The 24,780-nt window shown below is 66.2% G+C and carries 21 protein-coding genes and 1 tRNA gene; 10 read left to right on the top strand and 12 right to left on the bottom strand.

The features are described from left to right. Window positions 1-85: 85 nt before the first annotated feature. Window positions 86-790 carry a type 1 glutamine amidotransferase gene (locus AC1DV8_RS13245; RefSeq protein ID WP_477150725.1) on the top strand — a complete coding sequence of 235 codons (705 nt, stop codon included), beginning with the start codon at window positions 86-88 and terminating at the stop codon, window positions 788-790. Here AC1DV8_RS13245 and yihA read toward each other — a convergent pair. Genes yihA through rpmH form a run of 5 tightly spaced genes read right to left on the bottom strand, consistent with a single transcriptional unit; the run spans window position 787 to window position 4,597 of the window. Continuing rightward, complete coding sequence (gene yihA, locus AC1DV8_RS13250) at window positions 787-1,437, bottom strand: ribosome biogenesis GTP-binding protein YihA/YsxC (protein ID WP_477150724.1); 651 nt, start codon at window positions 1,435-1,437, stop codon at window positions 787-789. The genes AC1DV8_RS13245 and yihA overlap by 4 nt on opposite strands. Before the next feature lie 37 nt (window positions 1,438-1,474). Further along, on the bottom strand, window positions 1,475-2,176 hold the full coding sequence (locus AC1DV8_RS13255; protein WP_477150723.1) for a hypothetical protein: 702 nt from the start codon (window positions 2,174-2,176) through the stop codon (window positions 1,475-1,477). An 18-nt stretch (window positions 2,177-2,194) separates the two neighbouring features. Beyond that, on the bottom strand, window positions 2,195-4,054 hold the full coding sequence (yidC, locus tag AC1DV8_RS13260) for a membrane protein insertase YidC (protein WP_477150722.1): 1,860 nt from the start codon (window positions 4,052-4,054) through the stop codon (window positions 2,195-2,197). Then, window positions 4,054-4,449: a ribonuclease P protein component gene (gene rnpA, locus AC1DV8_RS13265; protein WP_477150721.1), complete on the bottom strand. Its 396-nt coding sequence runs from the start codon at window positions 4,447-4,449 to the stop codon at window positions 4,054-4,056. Before rnpA ends, yidC begins: the two co-directional genes overlap by 1 nt. Before the next feature lie 10 nt (window positions 4,450-4,459). After that, a complete protein-coding gene (rpmH, locus tag AC1DV8_RS13270; protein ID WP_477150720.1) occupies window positions 4,460-4,597 on the bottom strand; it encodes a 50S ribosomal protein L34 in 138 nt (45 codons plus the stop codon). Window positions 4,598-4,874: 277 nt separating this feature from the next. Here rpmH and AC1DV8_RS13275 point away from each other — a divergent pair, with 277 nt between their 5' ends. From AC1DV8_RS13275 to AC1DV8_RS13300, 6 genes are all read left to right on the top strand, one after another. Further along, window positions 4,875-6,308, top strand: coding sequence for a dihydrolipoyl dehydrogenase family protein (locus AC1DV8_RS13275; protein ID WP_477157762.1), 1,434 nt, complete (start codon window positions 4,875-4,877; stop codon window positions 6,306-6,308). Between the two features lie 60 nt (window positions 6,309-6,368). Beyond that, window positions 6,369-7,799: a sensor histidine kinase gene (locus AC1DV8_RS13280; protein ID WP_477150718.1), complete on the top strand. Its 1,431-nt coding sequence runs from the start codon at window positions 6,369-6,371 to the stop codon at window positions 7,797-7,799. A gap of 102 nt (window positions 7,800-7,901) precedes the next feature. Beyond that, a tRNA-Arg gene (locus tag AC1DV8_RS13285) sits at window positions 7,902-7,978 on the top strand. A gap of 136 nt (window positions 7,979-8,114) precedes the next feature. Further along, a complete protein-coding gene (locus tag AC1DV8_RS13290; protein ID WP_477157763.1) occupies window positions 8,115-9,197 on the top strand; it encodes a type III polyketide synthase in 1,083 nt (360 codons plus the stop codon). A gap of 1 nt (window position 9,198) precedes the next feature. Beyond that, window positions 9,199-9,909, top strand: a complete 711-nt coding sequence (locus AC1DV8_RS13295; RefSeq protein WP_477150716.1) for a class I SAM-dependent methyltransferase — start codon at window positions 9,199-9,201, stop codon at window positions 9,907-9,909. Continuing rightward, window positions 9,906-11,090, top strand: a complete 1,185-nt coding sequence (locus AC1DV8_RS13300) for an NAD(P)/FAD-dependent oxidoreductase (protein WP_477157764.1) — start codon at window positions 9,906-9,908, stop codon at window positions 11,088-11,090. Before AC1DV8_RS13295 ends, AC1DV8_RS13300 begins: the two co-directional genes overlap by 4 nt. A gap of 52 nt (window positions 11,091-11,142) precedes the next feature. On the opposite strand, the gene AC1DV8_RS13305 is transcribed toward AC1DV8_RS13300, so the two are convergent. The 7 genes from AC1DV8_RS13305 to AC1DV8_RS13335 all read right to left on the bottom strand — a co-directional run bounded on the left by AC1DV8_RS13305 (window position 11,143) and on the right by AC1DV8_RS13335 (window position 18,206). Then, on the bottom strand, window positions 11,143-11,910 hold the full coding sequence (locus AC1DV8_RS13305; protein ID WP_477150714.1) for a GntR family transcriptional regulator: 768 nt from the start codon (window positions 11,908-11,910) through the stop codon (window positions 11,143-11,145). Window positions 11,911-11,917: 7 nt separating this feature from the next. Next, a complete protein-coding gene (locus AC1DV8_RS13310) occupies window positions 11,918-12,805 on the bottom strand; it encodes a carbohydrate ABC transporter permease (RefSeq protein ID WP_477150713.1) in 888 nt (295 codons plus the stop codon). Window positions 12,806-12,812: 7 nt separating this feature from the next. Further along, window positions 12,813-13,757 carry a carbohydrate ABC transporter permease gene (locus AC1DV8_RS13315; RefSeq protein ID WP_477150712.1) on the bottom strand — a complete coding sequence of 315 codons (945 nt, stop codon included), beginning with the start codon at window positions 13,755-13,757 and terminating at the stop codon, window positions 12,813-12,815. A 62-nt stretch (window positions 13,758-13,819) separates the two neighbouring features. Continuing rightward, a complete protein-coding gene (locus AC1DV8_RS13320; protein WP_477157765.1) occupies window positions 13,820-15,040 on the bottom strand; it encodes an ABC transporter substrate-binding protein in 1,221 nt (406 codons plus the stop codon). A gap of 51 nt (window positions 15,041-15,091) precedes the next feature. Further along, window positions 15,092-16,180, bottom strand: a complete 1,089-nt coding sequence (locus AC1DV8_RS13325) for an ABC transporter ATP-binding protein (RefSeq protein WP_477157766.1) — start codon at window positions 16,178-16,180, stop codon at window positions 15,092-15,094. 8 nt (window positions 16,181-16,188) lie between these two features. Beyond that, the gene (locus tag AC1DV8_RS13330; protein ID WP_477157767.1) at window positions 16,189-17,412 is read right to left on the bottom strand and encodes an enolase C-terminal domain-like protein; all 1,224 of its coding nucleotides are present in this window, start codon (window positions 17,410-17,412) and stop codon (window positions 16,189-16,191) included. A gap of 8 nt (window positions 17,413-17,420) precedes the next feature. Continuing rightward, complete coding sequence (locus tag AC1DV8_RS13335; protein ID WP_477157768.1) at window positions 17,421-18,206, bottom strand: SDR family NAD(P)-dependent oxidoreductase; 786 nt, start codon at window positions 18,204-18,206, stop codon at window positions 17,421-17,423. A 142-nt stretch (window positions 18,207-18,348) separates the two neighbouring features. On the opposite strand from AC1DV8_RS13335, the gene AC1DV8_RS13340 reads away from it, so the two are divergent. From AC1DV8_RS13340 to AC1DV8_RS13350, 3 genes are read left to right on the top strand one after another with little or no spacing between them, the layout of a single operon-like run. Then, window positions 18,349-19,446, top strand: coding sequence for a lactonase family protein (locus AC1DV8_RS13340; protein ID WP_477157769.1), 1,098 nt, complete (start codon window positions 18,349-18,351; stop codon window positions 19,444-19,446). Window positions 19,447-19,491: 45 nt separating this feature from the next. Beyond that, window positions 19,492-22,116 (top strand): glycoside hydrolase family 38 N-terminal domain-containing protein, encoded by a 2,625-nt coding sequence (locus AC1DV8_RS13345; protein ID WP_477157770.1) that lies wholly within the window; start codon window positions 19,492-19,494, stop codon window positions 22,114-22,116. Window positions 22,117-22,141: 25 nt separating this feature from the next. Next, the gene (locus tag AC1DV8_RS13350; RefSeq protein ID WP_477157771.1) at window positions 22,142-24,778 is read left to right on the top strand and encodes a glycoside hydrolase family 38 N-terminal domain-containing protein; all 2,637 of its coding nucleotides are present in this window, start codon (window positions 22,142-22,144) and stop codon (window positions 24,776-24,778) included. Window positions 24,779-24,780: the final 2 nt, after the last annotated feature.

Consider the following 24,780-nt stretch of genomic DNA (forward strand, 5'->3'; position numbering starts at 1 on the left):
AGCGCGGGCCCCTTTTTCTGCGCAACCCAGCCGCGCTGCCCGCCATCTTGCGTCCCCGCGCGAACCGATCCATTTCTCGTTCGCCATGAAGCTCACGATCATCCAGACCGGCGACGTCCCCGCCGCCCTGCGCCCCCAGTTCGGCGCTTACCCGCCAATGTTCAAGCGCATGTTCGACGAGGCCGGCCAGCCCTTCGAATACGAGACCGCGCCGGTCTACGACGGCGCCGCGTTCCCCGATGCGAGCAAGCTCGACGGCATCCTGATCACCGGCTCCGCCGCCGGCGTCTACGACGACTACGCCTGGCTCGATCCCCTGCGCGCCTTCATCCGCTCGGCCTACGCCGCCGATACGCCGATGCTGGGCATCTGTTTCGGCCACCAGATCATGGCCGACGCCCTGGGCGGTGACGTGCGCAAGTCCGAGAAGGGCTGGGGCCTCGGCCGCCACACCTACGAGGTGAAGGCGCGCCCCACCTTCCTCGCCACCGACCTGCCAACCCTCTCCATCGCCTGCTCTCACCAGGACCAGGTGATCGTCCCGCCAAAGGACGCGGAGGTGTTCCTCGGCTCCGAATTCACCCCGAACGCCGGCCTCGTCTACAAGAACGGCAAGGCCCTGAGCCTCCAGCCGCACCCCGAATTCCTCGACGACTACACCCTGGCGCTGGCCGAACTCCGCCGCGGCAAGGCTCCGGACGAGGTGGTGGACACGGCGGTCGGATCGGTAGCAAAGCCGTCGCACAGCAAGGACGTTGCCGGCTGGCTAGGGGCGTTCCTCGCCCGCTAGTGCTCCATCAGCTGCCGGATCTCGGCCCGCAGCTGTTCCATGCCCAGCTTGGTCTCGCTCGACGTGAGGATCAGCTCGGGATGCGCCGCCGGGCGCTTGGCAATCGCCGCGCGCGTCTTGGCGAGGGCCGCGTCGAGTTCGGTCTTGTTCGGCTTGTCCGCCTTGGTGACGACGATCTGGTAGCTCACCGCCGCCTTGTCGAGCTCGTTCATCACTGAGGCGTCGTTGGCGTTCGGCCCATGGCGGCCGTCGATCAGCACATAGACGCGCCGGAGGTTCGGTCGGCCGGTGAGGTACTGGTGGATCAGCCGCGTCCACTGCTTCACCTTGTCCTCGGGCGCCTTGGCATAGCCATAGCCGGGCATGTCGACGATGCGGAGTTCGTCAGATTGGCTCTCGAAGATGTTGAGTTCCTGCGTCCGGCCCGGCGTGTTCGAGGTGCGGGCGAGGGCAGTGGTGCCGGTCAGCGCATTGATCAGCGACGACTTGCCGACATTGGAGCGGCCGGCAAAGGCAATCTCCATCCGGTCGGCCGGCGGCAGGTCGGCGATGCGCACGCACCCCTTGATGAAGACGAACGGCCGCGCGAACAACAGCCGCCCGGCCTCGATCTGGTCTTCGCTGAACTTTGCTTGTGTCTCGCTCATCGCCTTCCCATAGGGGAGGCGGCGCCGGAAGGGAAGGCTAGACCGGATAGCCGAAGGCGCGCTTCTCGAGGTCGCGCGCCACCAGCGCCTTCGAGAAAGCCGGCCAGTTGTCGACCTTGTCGGCGGCGGCTTTGATCCGGTCCTGCTTGGTGAGCCCGGCGACGGGAAGGCTCGCCGGCACCCGCAGCGTCACTCCGACCTGCGCCGCGGCAGCAGCGAAACGGCGCAGCGCCCATTCCGGTGGCTGGTCGAGATCGGTCTCGTAGCGGAGGATCGGGGCGGGCAGGAACCGCCGGTTGAGCCAGTTGCGCCAGCGGTCGTACCAGCGCTCCTGCGCCTCCATCCACGCCGCGAAGTCGTTGGCATCGAGAGTGAGGCGGACGCCCGAGGTATCGACGCCCTGCCATTTGCCCAGCTCGATCGCCTTGCACCAGCTGACATAGGCATCGATCTGGCGGCGGACGACGAAGATCACCCGTGTACCGGGGCGGGACAGCACCAGCTGCTCAACCGTCTCGGCTTCGAGTGTATCGTGCCAGAGCTTGAAGGTGAGGACCCGCTTGCGTTCGGCTTGCGCTTCGGCCGCCGCGCGCTCGAGCACGTTGTCCGGCTCGATGCGCTCCGCAAGGCTCTCGAACAGTTCGGGGAAGGTCTTCAGCTCGGCGAAGTTGCCGCCGAGCTGCATCAGGTGGTTGGCCCCGGTGCGGGGCCCGGTGATCAGGCAGATGGTGTCCAGCACCTGATCACCCTTGTTGCGTCAGCTCGCCTTGCCGTCCGCAGCCTTCGGCTTGCGCTTGAAGGTGGCGGCGATGTTGCTGAGCAGGTTCACCTCGGCGCCGTGGCGCTTCATGATGAAATACTGCTGCGTCACCGAGAGCAGGTTGTTCCAGGCCCAGTAGATCACGAGGCCGGCGGGGAACGAGCCCAGCATGAAGGTGAAGATGATCGGCATCCAGTTGAAGATCATCGCCTGCGTCGGATCCGGCGGCGGCGGGTTGAGCTTCATCTGCACCCACATGGTGATGCCCATGAGCAGCGGCCAGACGCCGAGGTGCAGCAGGTTGCCGACGAACGGCAGCGTGGTGGGGTTCCACGGGATCAGGCCGAACAGCGTGAAGATGTTGGTCGGATCGGGCGCCGCGAGATCGACGATCCAGCCGAAGAACGGCGCGTGGCGCATCTCGAGCGAGATGAAGATGACGGTGTAGAGCGAGAAGAACACCGGAATCTGGATCAGCACCGGCCAGCAGCCGCTGAGCGGGTTGATCTTCTCTTTCTTGTAGAGCTCCATCATCGCCTGCTGCTGGGCAGGACGATCTTCCTTGAAGCGCTCCTGGATCGCCTTCATTTCCGGCTGCACGCGGCGCATCGCCGCCATCGAGGCGTAGGAGCGGTTGGCCAGCGGGAAGAACAGCGCCTTGACGATGACGGTCACCCCGAGGATCGCGAGGCCGAAATTGCCAAGGATGCCGTAGAGGAACTGGATCAGCTCGAACATCGGGCGGGTGATGAAGTGCAGCCAGCCCCAGTCGATCAGCAGCTCGAGCCGATCGAAGCCGTAATTCTTGTCGTAGGCATCGATGATGCGGGTCTGCTTGGCGCCGGCGAACACGAAGGACTTCGATTCGGCCTTGCCGCCCGCCGGTACGACCACCGGGGTGCTCTCGACGAAGCTGGTCTGGAAGATATCGAGCGCGCCGGACAACGACCGCGAGAAGCGCGCGTTGAGCGGCTTGCCGGGTTCCGACAGCACGGCCGTCGCCCAGTACTTGTCCGTGATGCCGAGCCAGCCACCCGTCGGGCTGGTATAGTCCACCGGCTCGTTGGCCTTGAGGTCAGAGTACTTCTTCGACACCAGGTTGTTGGGTCCGAGCACGCCGAGCGGGCCTTCGTGCTGGACAAAGAAGTTCTGCACGTGCGGGATGCCCTGCCGCACGATGCGCGAGTAGGGGTAAAGCGCCACATCGCCGCCGGTCTTGTTCTCGACCGACTGGGTGATGGTGAACAGGTAGTTCTCATCGACGCCGACCGTGCGGCGGAAGATGAGCCCGGCGCCATTGTCCCATACCAGCGTCACCGGCGTCGCAGTCGTGACGGTCTGGTTGTCGCCCTCGACGGCCCAGACCGTGTCGGCGCCCGGGAGCACCGTGGTCGCACTGCCTACGGGCGCCCAGCCTTGCTCGACATAATACCCACCCGGCGCACCCGGCGGGATCAGCAGAGTGACGATCGGGGAGCTGGCGTCGACTGTCTCGGTGTAGCGCTTGAGCTGCAGGTCATCGAGGCGGCCGCCAGTGAGGGCGACCGAGCCGCTGAGCGCCGGGGTATCGATCTTGATGCGCGGCGTCGCGACCAGCGCGGCGTTGCGGTCGGCAAAGGTGGCATTGCCGACGCCCTCGCCAACTGCGGCGGGGGCCGTACCATTGGCTGCGGGCGTCGCGAGGCTGGTGTCCGTCGCGGCAGGCGCACCGGCCTGCTGCTGCGCCGCCTGCTCGAGGGCGGCGCGCTTCTGCGCCTGCTCCAGCTGTGGTCCGGCAATGAAGAACTGCCATCCGAACAGCACCACGACGCTGAGCACGATCGCAATGATCATGTTGCGGTTGTTTTCGGACTGCATCAGCTCTTCTTCTTCAGATGAATCTTGGAAATGGCGGCACCGAGGTCATCGACCAACTGGCCGTACGGAATGCTCAACGCCTCGCGGCGCCCGACGAGCACGTAGTCATGTTGGGGTTCGAACCCGCTGGCGCAAGCCTTGGCGGCCGCCCGGAGGCGACGGCGAATACGATTGCGCTGTGGCGAATTGCCCATCTGCTTGGTGACCGTGAAGCCGATGCCCGGCTCCTCGAGGTCACGCGCGTTCGCCTGTAGCGAAAACGCAGAGCGCCCGACGCGCTTGCCTCGGGCGGCTCCCAGAAATTCGGACCGGTTCTTGAGGCGCCGCAAAGCGACCTCCTGCGGCAAAGCGCTTTCGTGCGGCAAAGCGCTTTCCTGCGGGTTGGCCGTGTTCACGGCCAATGCCTTAGGCCGAGAGCTTGGCGCGGCCGACAGCGCGGCGGCGGTTCAGGATCTTGCGGCCGTTCTTGGTCGCCATGCGGGCGCGGAAGCCGTGGCGACGGGTACGAACGAGTACGCTCGGCTGGAAAGTGCGTTTCGACATACGATCTGACCACGCCGGCGCGCGGTTCCTCTTATTCTTGACTGCAGCAAGGTGCTTGCCGGTCGAGCCCTCGAAAGGGCGCCTACGGCAGATTGGGGCGGCTTATAGGGAATTGGTTCGGTGAAGTCAACGCGACGGCGCTGCGGCAGAAAGGCTTTTCCGGGCGACGAAAACTGCCGATTTCCACACTGGCTTGATCTCGCCCACTATTGTCGTGCACGAAGCCGGTGATAATGAGGCGCGGGGCCTTGGTCCCCAGGGCACCGAGAGGGCGAGATTGGCCGATATCCTTACTCCCGACCTCTGCGTCATCGGGGCCGGATCGGGCGGGTTGGCGGTGGCCGAACTGGCCCGCGCCTATGGTGCCTCGGTGGTGCTGGTCGAGAAGGCTAAGCTGGGCGGTAACGCCCTGAGCCATGGCGCCATCCCGGCCAAGGCCCTCGTTGCTGCCGCAGCCCATGCGCAGGCGATGCGCGACGGCGCAGCTTTCGGCATCACCGCCGAGGACCCCAAGATCAATTTCCGCCGCGTTCACGATCATGTCGATCAGGTGATCGCCGCGCTGTCGCCGCAGAACGCCGCCGGTCGCCTCGAAGCGCTGGGGGTTGAGATCGTCCGCGGCACGGCGCGCTTCATCAACCGCCGCGCGGTGACGGTCGGCGACATCGAGATCCGCGCCAGGCGTTTCGTCATCGCCACCGGTGCGAGACTGCCCGTGCCGTCGATCCCCGGGCTCGACGCGGTCCCGTATTTCACCAGCGAGACAATTCTCGACAACACCCGAAAGCTCACCCATCTCGTCGTCATCGGTGGCGGACCGCTGGGGCTCGAACTCGCGCAGGCCTATTGCCGGCTCGGCACCGAGGTCACAGTGGTCGAGAACGGCCCCATGCTCGCCGGCTTCGACCCCGAGCTTGCCGCGGTAGCGCTGAAGCGCCTGGTCGAGGAGGGGGTAAGCCTTCGTCCCCACGCCGTCGTTACCGCCATCCAGCCGCGCTCGCTGGGCATCGGCGTCGCCTTGCAGAACGGCGAGGTCGACCAATTGCTGGACGCATCGCACATCCTCGTCGCCCCCGAGCGCATCCCCAATCTCTCCGGCCTCGAACTCGACAAGGCCGGCGTCAAGATGAACAAGGCCGATCCGCGCTTGCCGCAGCTGTCGCGGGGGCTGAAGACCAGCAACCCGCGCATCTACGCAGTCGGCGATGCCGCCGGCGGCCAGTCGGTGCAAGCGGCGGTGCGGCAAGCCCAGATCGTCGTGCGCCACGCGCTACTCGGCGTCGTTGCGCTGCCGGACGCGCTGCGGGTGCCGCGCGTCGTCTCGACCGACCCGGAACTTGCCGAAATCGGGCTCAACGAAGCCCTGGCGCGGACCAGGCATGGCGTCAATTTCCGCGTCACCCGCTGGTCCTACGCCGACAATGACCGGGCCCGAGCCACACGTGAGACCTATGGGCTCGCAAAACTGATCACCGATCGCTCGGGCCGCATCCTGGGCGCCGGCGTCGTCGGAGCCGGTGCGAGCGAACTGGTCTCGATGTTCTCTCTCGCCATGACGGGGGGGCTCCCTGCCGGCAAACTCGCCGAACTCGTGGCCCCTTACCCCTCGTTTGCCGAGATCGTCGTCCGCCTCGGCGAAGAGTTCCGCCGCGGCGAGACGCAGAAGCCGCTGGTCAAACAGTGGATCAGCCTCAACAAGCTGCTCGGGTAAGCGGTATTTGTCGCGTGTTGCCGCTGGAAAGCGGCGCCTTTCCCCGCTAATCATCGATCAATGGCCACAGCAAACCGCGCGATGCCGGGCCCGTTTTCGGGGCTCTCCGTCAAGATCATCGCCACCCTCATCGTGGTGATCCTCGCGGTCGAGGTGGTGATTTACCTGCCGTCGGCTGCCAACTTCCGCCAGAGCTGGCTCAATGACCGGCTGCGCGTCGGCGTCGTCGCGGCGCGCGTGCTCGATGCAGTGCCCGACGCGATGAACCTGCCGCGCATGCTGACCGACCGGCTGCTGACCTCCGCCGGGGCGCTCGCCATCGTCTATCGCCGCGAGGGCCAAAGCCAGCTGATCGAGCTCGAGAACGTCACCATGCCGCGCGAAGCGGTGACGGTGGACCTGCGCCAGCGCGACCCGGCAACGCTGATCCTCGGTGCGCTGGAGACGCTGGTGCTCGGCTCCAACCGGACCCTGCGCATCGTCGGCGAGGAAGACGGCATGCCCGACCGGGTCATCGAGGTGCTGATGCCGGAGGCCCCGCTGCGCACCGAGCTGCTGCTCTACTCGCGCAACCTGTTCTTCCTGTCCCTGATCCTCGCCATCATCACCTCGGCGGTCCTCTACGTCTTCGTTTCGCGCATCCTGATCGCCCCGATCCGCCGCCTGACGGGCAACATGGTGGAGTTCTCCGAAGCGCCCGAGAATGCGGCGCTGATCGTCACCCCCAGCGACCGGCGCGACGAGATCGGCATCATGGAGCGCGAGCTGGCCGACATGGAGTCCGACATCTACTCGATGCTGCGCCAACGCCGGCACCTCGCCGACCTCGGCCTCGCCGTGGCTAAGATCAACCACGACCTGCGCAACACCCTGACCTCGGCACAACTGCTCTCCGACCAGGTGGCCAATCTCGACGACCCGAAGGTGCAGCGCCTGGCGCCGCGCCTCGTGCTGTCGATCGACAAGGCCATCGGCTTTGCCCAGTCGGTGCTCGACTACGGCCGCCAGAGCGCCACCCCGCCGCGCCCGGTGCCGGTTGACCTGCATTTGCTGCTCGATGAAGCGGCATTCGATGCCGGCCTCGTCGGCCACCCTTCGATCCGCTGGACCAATGGCGTGCCCGACGCCGTCTCGATCTCGGCCGACCCCGACCAGTTCGCCCGCATCTTCGACAACCTGTTCAAGAACGCCCGCGAGGCGCTGGAAGCCGCCGGCAGCAAGATCGAGGCGCCCTATGTCGAGGTCGACCTGACCGAGACCCCGGAATGGCTGACCCTGTCGGTGACCGACAACGGTCCCGGCCTGCCGCCACGGGCGCGCGAGAACCTGTTCGTCGCCTTCGAAGGTTCCGCCCGCGCCGGCGGCACAGGCCTCGGCCTAGCCATCGCCCGCGAACTGACCGAAGCGCATGGCGGCAAGCTCAGCTTCGTCGACCAGCCGGTGGGCACGCGCTTCGACGTAACGCTGCCCCGCGCGATCCGTATCGCCTGACTGTCACGGACGCGTCAAAATTGTCGTCGCAACCCTGCTTGCAATGCTGCGGAACGCAATGTATGGGTCACGCCGTCCGCCGGAACACTATCCCGGCCGTGCGCGCCCTTAGCTCAGCTGGATAGAGCACCAGACTACGAATCTGGGGGTCAGGAGTTCGAATCTCTTAGGGCGCGCCAATCCTTCACTCGCTGCTGATATTGCGTCACGGCCGCCACCGGCCGGTGGAATAAACCGACACCGCGAGTGTTACCCCTGAGAGCCCAGGGGTAAGCGTCCGCTCCCCGGTCCCTTGGGCCTAACCAAGGAGCCGTGATGTCTACCCAGGCCTACGTGAACAAGATTTCCGCCGCGGTTCCCGACCACGACGTCCACCAGTTCTCGCTCGGTTTCGCGAGCTCGCAACTGGCCGACGATCCGCGCCGCCAGGCCATATTCAATCGCATGGCGACCAAGAGCGGCATTGAGCATCGTTTCGCCTGCTATCCTTCGGCCGCCGACCCCAATGGCCCGACCGTCGACGCCGCTGGCCGGTTCCGGCGCGGTGCATTCCCGGGGACGGCGGTGCGCATGGACCTGTTCGCCGAGGCCGCCCCCGCATTGGCCCAGAGGGCAGTGGAGGGGCTCAACCTTGGCGAAGATGCCGCGCGGATCACCCATCTCATCGTCACCACATGCACCGGCTTCTCCGCGCCGGGAGTCGACCTCGAAATCATCGCACGTTGCGGGCTGAACCCGTCGATCGAGCGGACGATCATCGGCTTCATGGGCTGCTACGCCGCGGTCAACGCGCTCAAGCTGGCGCGCCACATCGTCCGGTCCACTCCCGAAGCGCGGGTCCTCACCGTCAACATCGAGCTCTGCACGTTGCATCTCAAGGAAACCACCGATCTCGAGCGCTTGCTCACCTTCCTCCTGTGGGGCGACGGCTCAGCGGCGGCATTGGTTACCGCCGAGCCGACCGGCATCGCGCTCGATAGCTTCCATGGCATCGTCGCGCCGGGCAGCCGCGACCTGATGACCTGGACGGTGCGCGACGACGGCTTCGATATGGTGCTATCCGGCCAGGTGCCCGCTGCCATCCACGAGACGCTCGGCACCGGCATCTCGGATATCCTCGGCAGTCGCGGGCTGAACAATGTTGACCTCTGGGCCATCCACCCAGGCGGCAAATCCGTGCTCGACGCCGTTGAGCGATCGCTTGGCCTCGACGGCGAAGCGCTGCGGCCGTCGCGCGAGGTGCTGCGCAAGAACGGCAACATGTCGTCGGCGACGGTGATGTTCGTGCTGGCGGACATGCTGGAACATCGGCAGGCGGACCAGATCGGCTGCGCTATGGCTTTCGGCCCGGGTTTGACGGCCGAGACCTTCATGTTCCACACCGCCGACGCTGCCTGAAATGGCCGGCGTCCTGGCGCAGCGCCGGCTCACGCCGGAACTGCTCGACCACCTGCCGCCGACCGACGCGCAAGCGATCGGGTCGCGCCGCGACTTGGCCTGGATCAATGCCATCATGTTCCAGGCCGCCATCATGTCCCGGCGGTTGCGCAAGGACCTGCAGAGGCCTCCGCGGCGGATCCTCGAGATTGGCTGCGGCGACGGCGCTTTCATGCTGGCGGTGGCGAGGCGGATGGCGCGACACTGGCCCGACGTGCAGGTCGTGCTTCTCGACCAGCAGGACCTGGTTCCATCTGAGCGGCGACGGCCGTTCGTCGAGCTCGGCTGGCGGGTCGACACCGTCACCTCGGATGCCTTGGCCTGGATGGAGCAGCGCCCGGCAGGGGAGTTCGACCTCGTCACTGCCAACCTGTTCCTGCACCACTTTGATGAAGCCCAGTTGACCCGGCTGCTGGCCGCCGCAAGGCGGCTGGCCCCGGCGTTCGTGGCGACCGAACCAAGACGCGGCGCGGTGGCGCTGGCGGCAACCGGACTGCTGCGAGTGATCGGGGCCAACGCAGTCACGCTGCACGATGCCGCCGTCAGCGTCCAAGCCGGCTTCGCGGGCCAGGAACTGTCCCGCCTATGGCCGGACGCCGACCGCATGAAGATTCGGGAACGAGCCGTAGGGCCCTTCACCCACGTGTTCTCAGCAGTAGAGGCCGCGCCGTGAGGTACGACGCCATCATCATCGGTGGTGGTCCCTCCGGCGCCTCGACTGCGATCGCGCTCGCTCGGCAGGGGCGCGCGGTCGCCATTGTCGAAAAGAGTGCCTTCCCGCGCAGCAAGGTCTGCGGCGAGTTCATCTCGCCGGTGAACCTCGCATTGCTCGACCGGCTAGGGGTCGGCGACAGAGTGCGCAGTCTCGCCGGGCCCGAGGTGCGGCGCCTCGCCCTGTTTGCGGCGGGGCGAGGTATCGAAGCCATGATGCCGCGGGCCGCGTCCGACGCGTTCGGGCGGGCGCTCGGGCGCGATGTGCTCGATACGCTGCTGCTCGAGGTGGCAGCCGAAGCGGGGGCGACGGTGTGGCAGCGCTGGCAGGCGGTTGCAGCGTTCCGCGATGGCGAGGATTGGGCCATCCGCATCGAAAGCGGTAGCGAGCATCACATCCTGACCGCCCCGGTGCTCATCGCCGCCCATGGGTCGTGGGAGCCGGGCGGCCTCCCAACTCAGTCGAAAAAACAGCACCGCCCCTCCGACTTTCTCGGCTTCAAGGCGCATTTTCGGGATTCGGCCCTGCCGCCCGATCTGATGCCGCTGCTGGCCTTTCCCGGCGGCTATGGCGGCATGGTCTGGGCAGATCAAGGCCGGATGTCGCTATCCTGCTGCATCCAGCGAGATCAACTGGATACCATCCGCGCCGCCAGTCGGCGCCTGTCTGCGGGCGAGGCGGTCCATCAGCACATCCTCGCCTCCTGCCCCGGCGCTGCCCTTGTCCTGCGTGATGCCAGTCTCGATGGTGCGTGGCTGGCGGCAGGCCCCATCCGCCCCGGCATTCGCGCTTGCTACGCGGCCGACATCTTCCGCGTCGGCAACGTCGCCGGCGAGTCCCACCCGATCATTGCCGAGGGAATTTCGATGGCGCTCCAGTCCGGCTGGCTGCTGGCATCGGAACTGGCCGGTGTTCGCACGTGGGACGAAGCCGGGCGCGAGCAGGCCGGGCAGCGCTATGCAGCCGCCTGGCACAAGCAGTTCGCCCTGCGGATCCTCACGGCATCGGCGCTGGCTGGCCTCGCTTCCCGGCCCATGACCGCCGGCCTGATGCGCCGCTTTGTCCGCACCTTCCCCGCGAGCCTGTTTTTCGGGGCCCGCCTTAGCGGCAAGGTCGCGGCAATACCAGGCCTCGGCGGATAACAGCCCGAACGTTGGGCACCATCCACGTGCCGATATCGTCGAAGCGCGGCCTCTAGTGCTCCGCCGCGGCGGCCACGCGCACGAAATACTCGGGGTGCGCCGAGCGGATGACGTCGAGTTCGCGCATCACCGAGACGAGGTGCACCGCCATGCTCTCGTCAGCGCCCTTGGCGTCGCCTGCCTGCAGGCGGGCGAGGATTTCCTCGTGTTCGCCGACGATGAAATACATGTGCTCCTGGCTGAGCAACGACAGCCGGCGGATGCGGTCCATGTGGAACTTCGCCTCGCGCACGTCGTCCCAGATCGTCTCGAAGCCGGCCGCCTTGGCGATAAGCGCGTGGAAGCGGTCATCCGACTTGAGGAAATCCTGGTCGTCGCCGAGCCCCGCGAAGGTCTGCTGCAGCACGATCTCGCGCTTCAGGAGCGCCGCAATCTCCGGTGTCAGCCGCTCGGCCGCGAGGCGGGCGAGGGGGCGCTCCAGCGCCTCGCGGATGAAACGCGACTTGGCGATCAGGTTCTCGCTGAGCGGCGACACCACGGTGCCGCGCTGTGGCAGGATTTCCACCAGCCCGCGCCGGGCGAGGCGGGCGAAGGCTTCGCGCACCGGGGTACGGCTGACCCCGAACTCGGCGGCGAGGCGGGCCTCGGACAATTCCTGGAACGGCTGCAATTGCATATCGAGGATCTGCTGCATCAGGTGCTCGTAGACCTGGCTGGCGATCGAGCCGCCATCCTGGCGCGGGCTGTAGACGCTGTCGCTCCCCAACTCCGCTGCTGCCGTTTTCGCAGCTGATATCGCCTTGGGCGCCTTCATTGCCATTTTGCCGTCATTTGGTCCCCAGCTGCAGTCCAGCCATGAAGTACTTCCTCAGGGCGATGAACAGCAAGACCGTGGGGATACTCGAAATCAGCGTCGCGGTAATCACCACGTTTGGCCCCAGCGTCGAATAGGTGCCCTGCAGCGACTGCAACGCCACCATGATCGAACGGACCTCGATGCCGTTGGCGAGAATTGAGGAGAACAGCAGGTCGTTCCAGATGAAGGTGAACTGCAACAGGAACAGCGCGATCAGCGGGCCCATAGCGTTGGGCACGATCATCGAGGTGAACACCCGCCATTCGCTCGCCCCCTCGATGCGTGCCGCCTCGTCGACCTCGCGTGTAATCGCCGAGAACGAGTTGCGCAGCACCAGCAGTGGGAACGGGATGCAGATCGCTACGTAGACCAGCAGCATGCCGAACCAGGTGTTGACCAGTCCAAGCCGCTGATAACCGAACAGCAGCGGCACCAGGTACATCTGGAACGGGAACAGCGTGCCAGTGAAGATCAGCATGAACCAGCCGTTCGAACCGAGCAGGTGCAACCGCGTCATGCCGTAGGCCGCCGCCGCGGCAAACGACACCGACAGCACCGCCCCGACCAGCGCATAGCTGAAAGAGTTCATCGCCGCCTGGCCGAGATTGGCGATCGTCCAGGCCTGCACCACGTTGTCGGCGAGCGGCGCGAGGCTGTCCGGCAGCTCAAGCACGCCCTTCTTGGCGTACTCTTCGCTCGTCTTGAAGATCGTGACGAACAGGTAATAGAGCGGCGTCAAGTAGGCGATGGTGAGCGCCAGGATCGGGACCACCAGCCAGCGGCCACCCTGGCGTTGCGTGCGCTTCTCCTTCGCGATCAGGCCCGAGATGAACGCCTTGTCGGTGATATCGACTGCCATGATCTGCCTACCGGATGTTCTTGCTGACGCGCGCCTGCACCACGGCGAGCAGCGCGCTGACGGTGATCACCATGGCGCCCAGCACCACCGCTACTGCCGAGCCATAGGCCCAGGCGCCGTTCGAGAAGCTCTCGTAGTACATGTAGACCGCGAGCGAGAGCGTGCGCTTGCCGGGGAACGAGGTTGCCATCACCCACAGCAGGTCGAAGGTGGTGAAGCCCGCCGCGACGTTGAGAATGGTCACCACCAGCACGGTCGGCAGCAGCAGCGGCCAGACGATGTGGCGGAAAATCTGGAAGTTCGAGGCGCCATCGACCCGCGCCGCCTCCACCGGATCCTTGGGGATCGCGGCGAGCCCGAGCAGCAGCAGCACCATGGTGATGCCGACGGTCTGCCACACGAAGGTGACGATCACCGAGCCGGTGATGGTCGCCGGATCGTACAGCCAGCCAAAATCGAACGGCGTGCCGGTGATCCCGGAAACGGCTGAGTTGAGCACGCCGCGCGGCGCGTACACGTAGTACCAGATCGCGGCCACCGCCGTCGGCGCCAGCACGCGCGGCAGGAAGAACAGGCTCTTGAAGGTTTCCTGGAACGGGATGTTGCGCAGCAGCAGCGCCAGCCCGAGGCCGACCGCCAACGGGAAGATGACGGCGCCCACCACCCAGACTGCGGTATTGGACAGCGCTTCCGAGAAATACGGCAGGCGGAACAGCCGGGCGTAATTGTTGAAGCCGGCGAACTGGTCGAGCCCGGTGAACTTCTGCCACTTGGTAAAGCTGAGGATGACGTTGAACACCACCGGGGTGAGCAGGAACAGCGTCACCATGATCACCGCCGGCGCGATGAACAGCCAGGCGACGCGCGTCTGCTGCCAGGCGACCCGCCGTTCCCGCCGGCGCGCTTCCTTCAACACTTCCGGCGAGAGCAGGGCCGAGGCGGTGGCAATCATCTGAGGCGCTCCAATCGGGGTGCCGGTCGCGCCCGAGAGCGCGACCGGCGGGAGGAACTGGCTTACTTGCTGGCCCAGTAGTCGGCGTTGATCGTCTGCATGGTCTTCATCGACTCGGCCGCCTGCTCGGGGGTCGGGTTGAACATGAAGGCACCCATGGCAGCGACGAGATCGCCCTGGATCTGCGACGGCACGGCTTCCCACCAGCGCACCAGGGCGCGCGGCTTGGCGGCAGCCACCATGTCCTTGTTGGCCTGGATCGTGGCGTTGGGCGCTGCGGCCTTGAGGTTGCCGTTGTAGACCTGGATCTTGGTGCCGAGCGCATTGGAGGCGTCGACGCCCATCATCGACTGCACCGCCTTGGCGAGTTCGGGGTTGGCATCGAGCGCCGCCTTCGAGACGACGATCGGCGAGGCCTCGACGATCACCGACTGCTGCACATCCGGCGACAGCGACGGCATCAGGAAGGTCTTGAAGTCCTTGCCCGGCTCCATCCCGGCCTCGGCAAACGAGCCCGAGTGCCAGTCGCCGATCAGGTACATGGCGGCCGTGCCATCGACGAAGAACTTCTGGTCGTCCTGTTCGCGCGGGTCGGTGAAGTAGCCCTTGGCATACATGTCGCCCCAGACCTTGAAGGCGTTCTGCACGGCCGGGCCGTCATAGGGCACGGTACCGTCGGTCAGCCCGACAAAGGCGTCCGGGTCGCCGCCGAGCACCAGCTGGCTGAACCAGATGAACGGCATCCAGCCGCCCGAGGTCGGACCGTTGAACGGGGTGTAGCCCGCCGCCTTCAGCTTGTCGGCGTCGGCCATCAGCTCTTCCCAGGTGGTGGGAGGCGCTGCGATGCCGGCCTTCTCGAACGCTGCGGTGTTGTAGAACACCACCCAGTTGGCGACGTTCAGCAGCACGCCGTAGGGCTTGCCGTCGACGCTGACCAGCTCGCGCTGCGCTTCCGAGTAGTCGCCATTGGCGATCGCGGCATCCCAGTTGGCGCTGAGGTCGGCGGGAATGCCCGTCGCCACCAGGTCGCTCAGCTGCTGGCCGTTCCACCAGGTGAAGAACGCCGGCGCATTGTTGCCGGCGATCGAGGTCTGCATGTACGCCTGATACTTGTCGGTCGGCGTGATGTCCTGCACCGTGACCTTGACGCCCGCGGCGGCGCCGGCAGCGTCCATCATCGCGGTAATGCCCGGGTTCCACTCGGTCTTGTCCGAGTTGAGGATCAGGTCCTGGGCCTGCGCGGCGCTGGCTGACACGAGGGCAGCTAGGCCCACGCTAGTCATAGTCCTCATAAACGACATGTCTCTCTCCCTTGTCGTTGTTCCCGCTGCCCCTTAGCGGAGCAGCGAATTCTGGCTTCCGTTGTCGAAGACGTGGACGCGCGTGCCGTCGATGCGGAACCGCACCGACTGGTTCGGTTCGAGCGCGCGCGGGTGCTGCATGCGTGCGACGATCTCGGTCCCACCGAGGTCGGCAAACAGCAGGCTTTCGTTGCCGAGCATCTCGGCGAAACTCACTTCGGCGCTGAAATCGGCGCCAAGGTCGGGTCGCGTGCCGTGCCCCTCGGGCACGATGTCCTCGGGCCGGATGCCCAGCGTCACCGCCGTACCCTGGGCGGGCAGGGCGAACCGATCCGCGGGCACCGGGATATCGAGCCCGGCCGCCCGGATGGTGTTGCCCGGACCGACCTCGGCCTTCAGCATGTTCATCGACGGCGCACCCATGAACCCGGCGACGAACATGTTCGCCGGCCGCTCGAACACCTCGAGCGGCGTGCCGATCTGCGCCACCCGGCCGTCGTTCAGCACCACGATCTTGTCGGCCAGCGTCATCGCCTCGACCTGGTCGTGGGTGACGAACACCACCGTCGCTCCGAGCTGGCGCTGCAGCCGCTTGATCTCGATGCGCGTCTGGTTGCGGAGCTTGGCATCGAGGTTCGACAGCGGCTCGTCGAACAGGAACACTTTGGGCTCGCGCACCATGGCGCGGCCGATGGCGACGCGCTGGCGCTGCCCGCCCGAAAGCTGCGACGGCCGGCGATCCATGTAGGGATCGAGCCCCAGCATCTTGGCCGCCTCGCCGCGCCGCCGGGCGATCTCAGTCTTTGGCACGCCACTGATGCGCAGCCCGAAGCCGAGATTGTCGGAAACGCTCATGTGCGGATAGAGCGCGTAGGACTGGAACACCATGGAGATGCCGCGGTCGCGCGACGGCAGGTCGTTGACCAGCTTGCCGTCGATCTTCAGCTCGCCATGCGAGATGGTCTCGAGCCCGGCGATCATCCTCAAAATCGTGGACTTGCCGCAGCCGGATGGCCCGACCAGCACCACGAACGTGCCATCCTCGATGTCGAGGTCGACGCCTTTGATGGCGACGTACTCGCCGTAGATCTTGATGATGTCCCGGAGGGTAACGGTTGCCATGGCGCCTCTTATCGTCCGGCTGGGTCGGCGTAGCGCATCTCGGGCTGGATCGAGTACCAGTCCGGGCGTTGCGGATCGCGGTCGTAGGTGTAGCCGCCGACCTCGCGGTAATAGGCGGCGTACTGCGCGAGTTTCTCGCGGTCGACCTCGACGCCGAGCCCCGGCCCCTTGGGCAGCGCGATCTCGCCGTCGACGTATTTCAGCTTGCCGCCCACGATGATGTCGTCGAGCAGGTGGTGGTAGTGCGCGTCGGCGGCAAAGCTCATGTTCGGCAGCGCCGCGCCCAGATGCAGCATCGAGGCCAACTGGATGCCGAGTTCGCCCGACGAGTGGACGCTGGCGCCGAACTGGAATGTCTCCAGCACCTGGCCGGCCTTGTAGGCCTGCCGCAAGCCGCCCCAGAACGTCGTATCGAGCAGGATCACATCCACCGCGTCATGCTTGATGCAGGCGGCGAGCTGCTCGAAATTCACCACCACCGTGTTGGTCGCGGTGGGGATGGAGATGCGATCGCGCAGCCGCCGCATCCCTTCGAGCCCGAAGCACGGGTCCTCGAAATAGTCGTTGCGGATATGCTCGATCTCTTTCGCCACCCAGATCGACTCTTCCACCGACCACACCGAATTGGGGTCGAGCCGGAAGCGATCGCCGGGCAGGGCGTCGGCAATGGCGGAAAACACTTCTACATCGTGCTCGGGCGCGAACACGCCGCCCTTCAGCTTGTGCGACTTGAAGCCGTGCAGCTGCTTCTGGCGCTTGGCTTCGTTGACAAGCGCCTCGGCCGAGAACTCGTCGCCAAAACCGTTCTTCTCGTTGCCGTAGCGGTAGAATAGGTAGCTCGCGAACGGGATCGACTCGCGCAGCGCCCCGCCGATCAGGTCGCAGGCCCGGACACCGAGCGCCTTGCCGGCCACGTCCATGCAGGCCATTTCCAGCGCCGCATGCACCTGCATCCGCGAATTGTAGAGGCTGGCCACCGGGTTCATGATTTTCCAGCGCAGCTGTTCGAGCTGCAGCGGATCGTGGCCCCTGAGATAGGGCAGGAGGCTTTTGACGGTGTTCTCGGCGCTCTCGCCGCCGCCACCGAGTTCACCCCAGCCGGAAATCCCCTCGTCGGTCACCACCTCGACGATGGTGCGCACGAACCGTCCCCAATGGGCGCCCGACGCATGCCGCAGCGGTGCCTCGAGCGGGACTGCAACGGTGGTGGCCTTGATGTCGACGATCTTCATAAATGGTCTCAGCTTTTTCGGGGAGCGCCGGGGATGCGCGCCAGCATGCCGCCATCAACGCGCACGGTTTCCCCGGTCATGAACGAGGCCTTGTCGGAGAGGAGGAAGGCGATGACCTCGGCGATCTCGCGCGGCTGGGCGCGGCGGCCGATCGGGTGCATCGCGTCGATTTCTTCGTCGAGCGCCGCCGGATTGGGATCGAGGTTGATGGCCCAGCGCAGCATCGGCGTTTCGACCGAACCGGGAGCGACGCCGAGGACGCGCACGCCATTGGCGGCTTCATCCATCGCCATGCCGGTGACGAGTCCGATCAGACCGTGCTTGGCGACCACATAGGCCAGCGCACCCTTCTGTGCGGCCATGCCCTGGACTGATGCGGTCAGGACGATCACGCCCTTGTTGCGCCGCAGCTCGGGCATCGCCGCTTTGGCGACGTAAAAGCCGCCGGTGAGATTGGTATCGAGCGTCTTGGCCCACAGTTCGGGCGTGGTCGAAACCGCATCGCCGTAGGTCTGGATGCCGGCATTGTGCGAGACACCGCCGAGCCCGCCGAAGCGGTCGACCGCGAGTGCTACCGCGGCCTCGCAGTCGGTAAGATTCGAGACTGAACCAACCTGCACCGCATGCTTGCCGCCGAGCTCTTTCGCCGTCGCCTGCAGCGCCTCGGCGTTGAGGTCGAACAGCACGAGATCGCGTCCCTCAGCCGACAAGGCCTCAGCCACGGCGCGGCCAATGCCCATCGCGGCGCCGGTCACCAGCACTGTGTTCGCTGCGGTTTTGGCTGTGTCGTTCACCGGCATCGTCCTCCCTTGCCAAGACGTTGTAGGTCTACCATACTAGTTGTGTCAATCGCCATCGATCCTGTATCCAAACGACAGGGTTGGCAAGCGCCGGCAGGACGCAGGGGCGATGGCTGAGGAAAAAGGGAGGGAATAGTTGGCGGTCTACGCATTCACCGGGAGCCTGACGCGCCCGATGCCGCAATACGGCGCGGCCAACGGGCAGGGCATCACGCGGCTCGCGTTCGACGAGCAGGCGGGCCGACTCAGCGCCCTCGATCTCGTCGGGGGAGTCGACGACACCGCGTGGCTGGTGACCGATGCGGCGCGCGGCCGGCTGTACTCCACCTGCGAGATCACCGGCACCCGCGAGAGTGCGATTGCCGCCTACGCGGTCGAACCCGGCGGGCTCCGGCTGATCAACCGCCAGCCGACGCTTGGCAACGAAGCCTGCCACGCCAACCTCTCATCGGACGGCAAATTCCTGCTGGTCGCCAACTACAACGGCGCCAACCCGGCGGGCTGGCCGGACCATTCCGTCAGCGTCTTCCCCATCGCCAGTGATGGCTCTCTGCGCGCAACTGTTGCCAGCGTGCGCCACCAAGGTAGCGGCCCAAACGCAGCACGCCAGACAACCGCACACGCACACTGCGTCGTGCCGGCTCCATCAGGCGACATCGTCTACGTCGCCGATCTCGGCATCGACAAACTGGTGGCGTACCGCCTCGGAGCCGACGGTAGTCTGACGCACGAACCGGTACGCGACTTCACCCTGCCGCCCGGCCTTGGCCCGCGCCACCTAGTGTTCTCTGCCGATGGCCGATCCATCTTCATGGTCAGCGAGCTGATCCCCACCGTCGTCAGCCTCGCAGTCGACCCGGACGCGGGCGCTCTCACCCAGCGGGACGCCTTCTCGATCCCCTCGCTCGACGGCGGCATCGTGCAGCCGGCAGGCATCCTGCTGACCGCCGATAACCGGCATCTTTTCGTTGGTCTGCGCGTCTGCAACGAGATCCTCGGCCTCGCAATCGACGCCACTACCGGGGAGCTTACCCAGACCGGCCGCTGGCCCAGCGGCGGCGCCACGCCCCGCGATTTCGCCTTCTCCCCCTCGGGCAAGCACCTCGTCGTCGCCAACCAGGATTCCGACCGGCTGACGGTGTTCGCCGTCGACCAGTCGTCCGGCACCCTCTCCGAGCCCCTCCAGCATTTCGATGTCGGCACGCCGATGTCGGTCAAGCTCGCCGCCTTCTAGGCGGTCCACTCCTCCCAATCTCAACCCGATGATCCGAGCCACCCGATGATCAAAGAAATCCTCTTCGTCCATCACAGCCACACCGACATTGGCTACACCCACCCGCAGCCGGTGGTGATGGAACTGCACCGCCGCTTCGTCGACGAGGCGCTCGATATCGCCGAGCGCACGCAGGACTACCCCGATGACGCGAAGTTCCGCTGGACCTGCGAGGTCACCGGCGTGACCGTCGACTGGTGGAAGCATGCCTCGAACGCCGATCGCGACCGCTTCATGGCGGCGGTGAAGCGCGGCCAGTTCGAAGTGGCCGGCATGGGCTGGCACATGACTCCGCTGATGGACCACTCGATGGTGGTCGACGTGCTGCGCCCGGTGAAGTTCTTCCGCGATCTCGGCATTCCGGTGCGCTCGGCCATGAACACCGACGTCAACGGCCTGCCCTGGGGCGTCGTCGATGCGCTGCTCGACCACGGCATCACCGGCGTCTCGATGGCCATCAACGAGCACTACGGCCACGCCCTGAAGCCGTGGCCGCGGGCCTTCAACTGGGAAGCCCCCGGCGGTCGCACCATCACGGCCTATAACGGCTTCATCTACGGCGTGACCTCGGACCGCAGCCTGCGCATCCCGCTCGACATGGACGAAGCACGTATGCGTGTCCCGAACTGGGCCAAGCGCTTCGAGGACGACGGCTACCCGCATCCGTTCCTGATGATGCAGATCACCAACATCCGCTACCACGACAACGGTTCGCCGCAGGCCGCGCTCCCCGATTTCATCCGCCGCTTCAACGAGGGCAACGCTCCGTCGGGCGGCATCAAGCTGCGCTTCGGCACCCTCAGCGAGTTCTTCGACCGGGTCCGCGCCCAGCCCAAGGACAGCCTGCCGACGCTGCGCGGCGACTGGACCGACTGGTGGAATTTTGGCGCCGGCAGCACGGCGCATGAGACGGCGCAGGCGCTTCGCGGCCAGCGCGATCTTGATGCAGCCCTCGCCGGCGAAGCCTGGCACCCGGGCGAGGAGCCACGCCGCCGCGCCATGCTGCACGATGTCGCCCGCAACGGCCTCGCGCTCTATGCCGAGCACACCTGGGGCGCCGATCGCTCGATCAGCCACCCGTATTCACCCGAGACCCGCACCCAGCAGCTGCTGAAGCTGGTCACCGCGGCCGAAGGCGCCAGCGTCGCCCGCATGCTGCGCCGCGATGCCCTGGAGCAGCTGGCGATCGACGCCGGTGGAGATGATCCGACCCTGCTGGTATTCAACCCGCACCCGTTCCCGGTCACCCAGTCGCTGCGGCTGCCCTACCTGCCGCCGCTTGCCGGGGCCCCCGACCCGAAGCGCGGATTCGGCCTCGAGGACCTGGTACCGACCGGCCCGTCCTCGCATCGCATCCAGCGGCAGGACGTGGTGATGTCGGACCTGAGCGACGAACGCGCCTACTGGACCAGGCCGATCGCCGTCCCCGCGCTGTCCTACGTGACGATGCCCGCCGAGGGTGTCGTGCCCAACGACAACGGCAAGCTCTCGGCCAAGGACGGCGTGCTGTCCAACGGCCGCCTCACCGTGACCCTCGACCAGCAGGGCGGCGGCGTCACCTCGCTGAAGCTCGACGGTGTCGAGTATGCCGGCGCTGCCGCCGAGAACCTGAAGTTCGGCGTGCCGGTACTGGAGCGGATCGCTTCCGGCATCCGCACCGACATGTTCGACGTGGTCGAGCTCGAGTCGCCCGATTGGCACAAGGCCTGGCACCTCGACTGGAAGGCCAGGCGGGACGTGCCGGCCAAGGTCGCCAGCACCAGCGCAATCGTCGAGCGCGGCAGCGCCAAGATCAGCCAGTCGTTCGAGCTGGCCAATGGCGACAAGGTCGAGGTGATCTACCGGCTGCTCCCCGATGACGTGGCGCTGTCGATCGACGCGGTGGTCACCAAGCTCCCGCTCTCCGAAGCCCACTCGATCTACCTGCCGATGCCGGCAGCGCTCGGCAGCGGCTGGGACGTCGACTACGAAACCGGCGGCGCGGTGGTGAAGCTCGATGACGAGCAACTGCCCTACGCCAGCCGCCACTACATCACCACGCAGCGCTTCATCCGCATCGGCGACAGCCAGCGCGAGTTGACCGTCGCCTGCCCGGATGTGCCGCTCTGGCAGATCGGCGGCTTCACCTTCGGCCGCTTCGGCGATCCCGATGGCCGCGTCGTGCGCGAGAACCCGACGCTGCTCGCCTGGCTCACCAACAACTACTGGAGCACCAACTTCCAGGCCGACCAGGGCGGCGAAACCCGCTTCCGCTTCTGGTTGCTCCCCGGCGCACGGCAGGAGCTCGGCAATTCGGTGCAAGGCGCGCTGGCCCGGGTCCAGCCGCTGGCGGCCCACGTCTACGCCGAACGCGGCGCGGTGAAGTCGACGGCAGCCAGCCTACTCAACCCCGACCTCGGCCCGCTGCTGCTGACCCGCATCGAGGCCGACGGCAACGGCGTGGCACTGACCCTGCTCAACCCGGGCGGCGATACGGTTGAAGCGAGGATCGGCGCCGGCACGCTTGTCCCCGCCAAGGCCAATCGCACGACACTCTCCGGCGAAGTGCTGGAAGCACTGCCCGCCAATGGCGAAGTCCGGCTGAAGGTCGCCCCACGCGCCTGGACCCGCGTCGCCATCTACCCCGCATAAGCCGGCCTGCCGACGGAGGAACGCCATGAGCAAGATCAAGACGATCTACATCTGCAACCACGCCCACACCGATATCGGGTTCACCGACTATCAGGAGCTGGCGCTGCGCCAGCACGGCGAGTTCGTCGGCCAGGCTCTCGACCTGATCGAAGCGACCGATGCCTATCCGGCCGAGGCGCAGTATCGCTGGACCGTCGAGACCACCGGCCCCTTCCTCAAGTACCTGCGGCAAGCGAGCAAGTCCGAGATCGCCCGCTTCCGCCACTGGCACGAGCAGGGCCGCATCGATATCGCCGGCATGCAGTACAACATGACGCCGCTGCTCAATATCGAGCAGATGCACCGCTCGCTCTATCCGCTCCGGGCCCTGCGCGACGAGTTCGGCTTCCATGTCGAGGCGGCGATGCAGGACGACGTCAATGGCGTCTCCTGGCTCTATGCCGACCTGCTGCACGACCTCGGCATCACGTTCTACACCGCCGCCATCAACCCGATCCGCGGCGCGCGACCGAAGCCGTTCCCCGGCGCCTTCCGTTGGGAAGGTCCGAGCGGCAAAAAGGTGCTGGCCTGGAACGGCTACCACTACCTCTTCGGCCGCAGCCAGGCCGGCCTCGGCAACTGGGATTTGGTCGATCGGCTGCTGCCGCGCTGGATCGACGAACTCGAGAACGACGACAGCTACCCGTTCGATTTCCTCTACTGCGAATCCACCCACCCAGTGCGAGTCGACAACGGTCCTCCCGACGCGCGCATGCCGGATTTCGTCCGGCGGTGGAATGACGAACGCAAGAACGTTCAGATGCAGTTCATCACCGTGACGGACTTCGGGCGACTATTGGACAGCAAGTATGACCAATCCATCGGCACCCAGCGCGGCGACTGGACCGATCACTGGGCCGACGGCGTCGGTTCCTCCGCCTTCGAAGTCGGTGTCAACCGCGCCGCCCACGAGATCGTCGGCATCGGCGAAGCGCTCGAGGCTTGGCGCCGCAGCAAAGGGCAGGGCGAGTGGAACGCCGATCGCGCCGCCGCCATCTACGAGTCGATGACGCTCTTCGACGAGCACACCTGGGGCGCCTATTCCTCCGTGGAGGCGCCACACTCGCTGTTCAGCCAGGCGCAATGGAACCGCAAGGCCGGCTTCGCCTATACCGCCGCCATGGAAGGCCACGGCTCGGTCGCCAAGGCCGCCAACGCGCTGGCCGCACCGCTCGGCACCAAGGGCCCGGAAGGCATCTTCAACCTCGGCAATCTCGATCCCAAAGAGGCCTTCAAGCCGTCGGGGATCGATGAGCTGCTGGTGTTCAACACGCTACCCTGGGAGCGCAAGGTCATCGTCGAGGAGCCCGAACCGCGCGGCGGCGCTGCCCCGGTCGGCATGCTCGACACCTTCTTCAATCGCCGCAGCACCTGGGGCGGGCCACGTCCTATTCCCGAGATCCGCCGCGTTGCCGGCACCATCCCGCCGATGGGGTATGCCTTCCTCGACCTGAAAAAGGGCGTTCCCTCCAGCGACCTCAAGGCCGACGGCGATACCATCGAGAACCGGCACTACCGCATCCGCATCGACGCCAAAACCGGCGCCATCGCCGAGCTGTTCGACAAGGCGCAGGGCCACGATTTCGCCGGCAAATACCAAGGCTGGGGCCCGGGCGAGTACGTCTACGAGACCGTGGACTCGCCTGAAGACCGGCTCGCCATCGCCGATATCAGCTTCGACAAGCCGGAGTTCTTCACCGGCCACACGGACACGCCGTGGAAGCGTGAGACGGCGACGAAGGTGACCCTTGATCCTGCGGTGATTTTCGAAGGCCGCGCCTCGATCACCGTGCACATCGCAGCCCCCGGCGTCTCCGCCGCCAGCGCAGTCTACGCACTCGATGCCGATACGAAGTGCGTGGTGGTCGACTGGAGCATCGACAAGCTCGAGCATGCCAACGCCGAGGCGGTGTTCGTCGCCTTCCCGTTCAAGCTCGACGCACACAACTTCCTGCTCGATCTCAACGGCATCCCGTCGGTGCCCAACACGGACCAGCTCGATGGCGGCGCCAAGGACTGGTACCCGGTCGGGCGCTGGGTCGATGTCAGCGACAGCAAGCGCGGTGTAACCGTCGTGCCGCTTGATGCCCCCCTTGTGCATCTGGGCGGGATCACCACCGGCAAGTGGGACCGCACGCTCCAGCCCGAAGGCCCCACCATCATGAGCTGGGCCCTCAACAACCACTGGCTGGTGAACTTCAAGTCGGCGCAGTCGGGCCGCATCCCGCTACGTTATCGACTGACCACCCACGAAGGCCCCGCGGATGCGGCCACTGCCGCCCGCTTCGCAGCCCAAGTCGCCGTGCCGCCGGTGGCGATGCGCGACATCAAGCCCACTGGCAAGACCAGCGACAGCTTCTTCGGCACGGATGAGAAGTCGCCGGTGCTGGTGACGTGCAAGCCAGGCGAGGACAATGGCTGGGTGGCGCTGCGGCTGCAGAACCTCTCGGACAAGCCCGTGAAGCAGACCGTGACCTTCACCGGCAATCCGGCGGCCGCACGAAGTGCCGACCCCATCGAGCATCCGGGCCATGCGCTGGAACTGAAGGGCAAGGCACTGACGGTCGAACTAGCACCACGCGAGATCCGAACGGTGCTGGTACGCTTCGCTCCGCAGGGCTGATG

The organism is Devosia sp. P3_B2 (assembly GCF_056402875.1).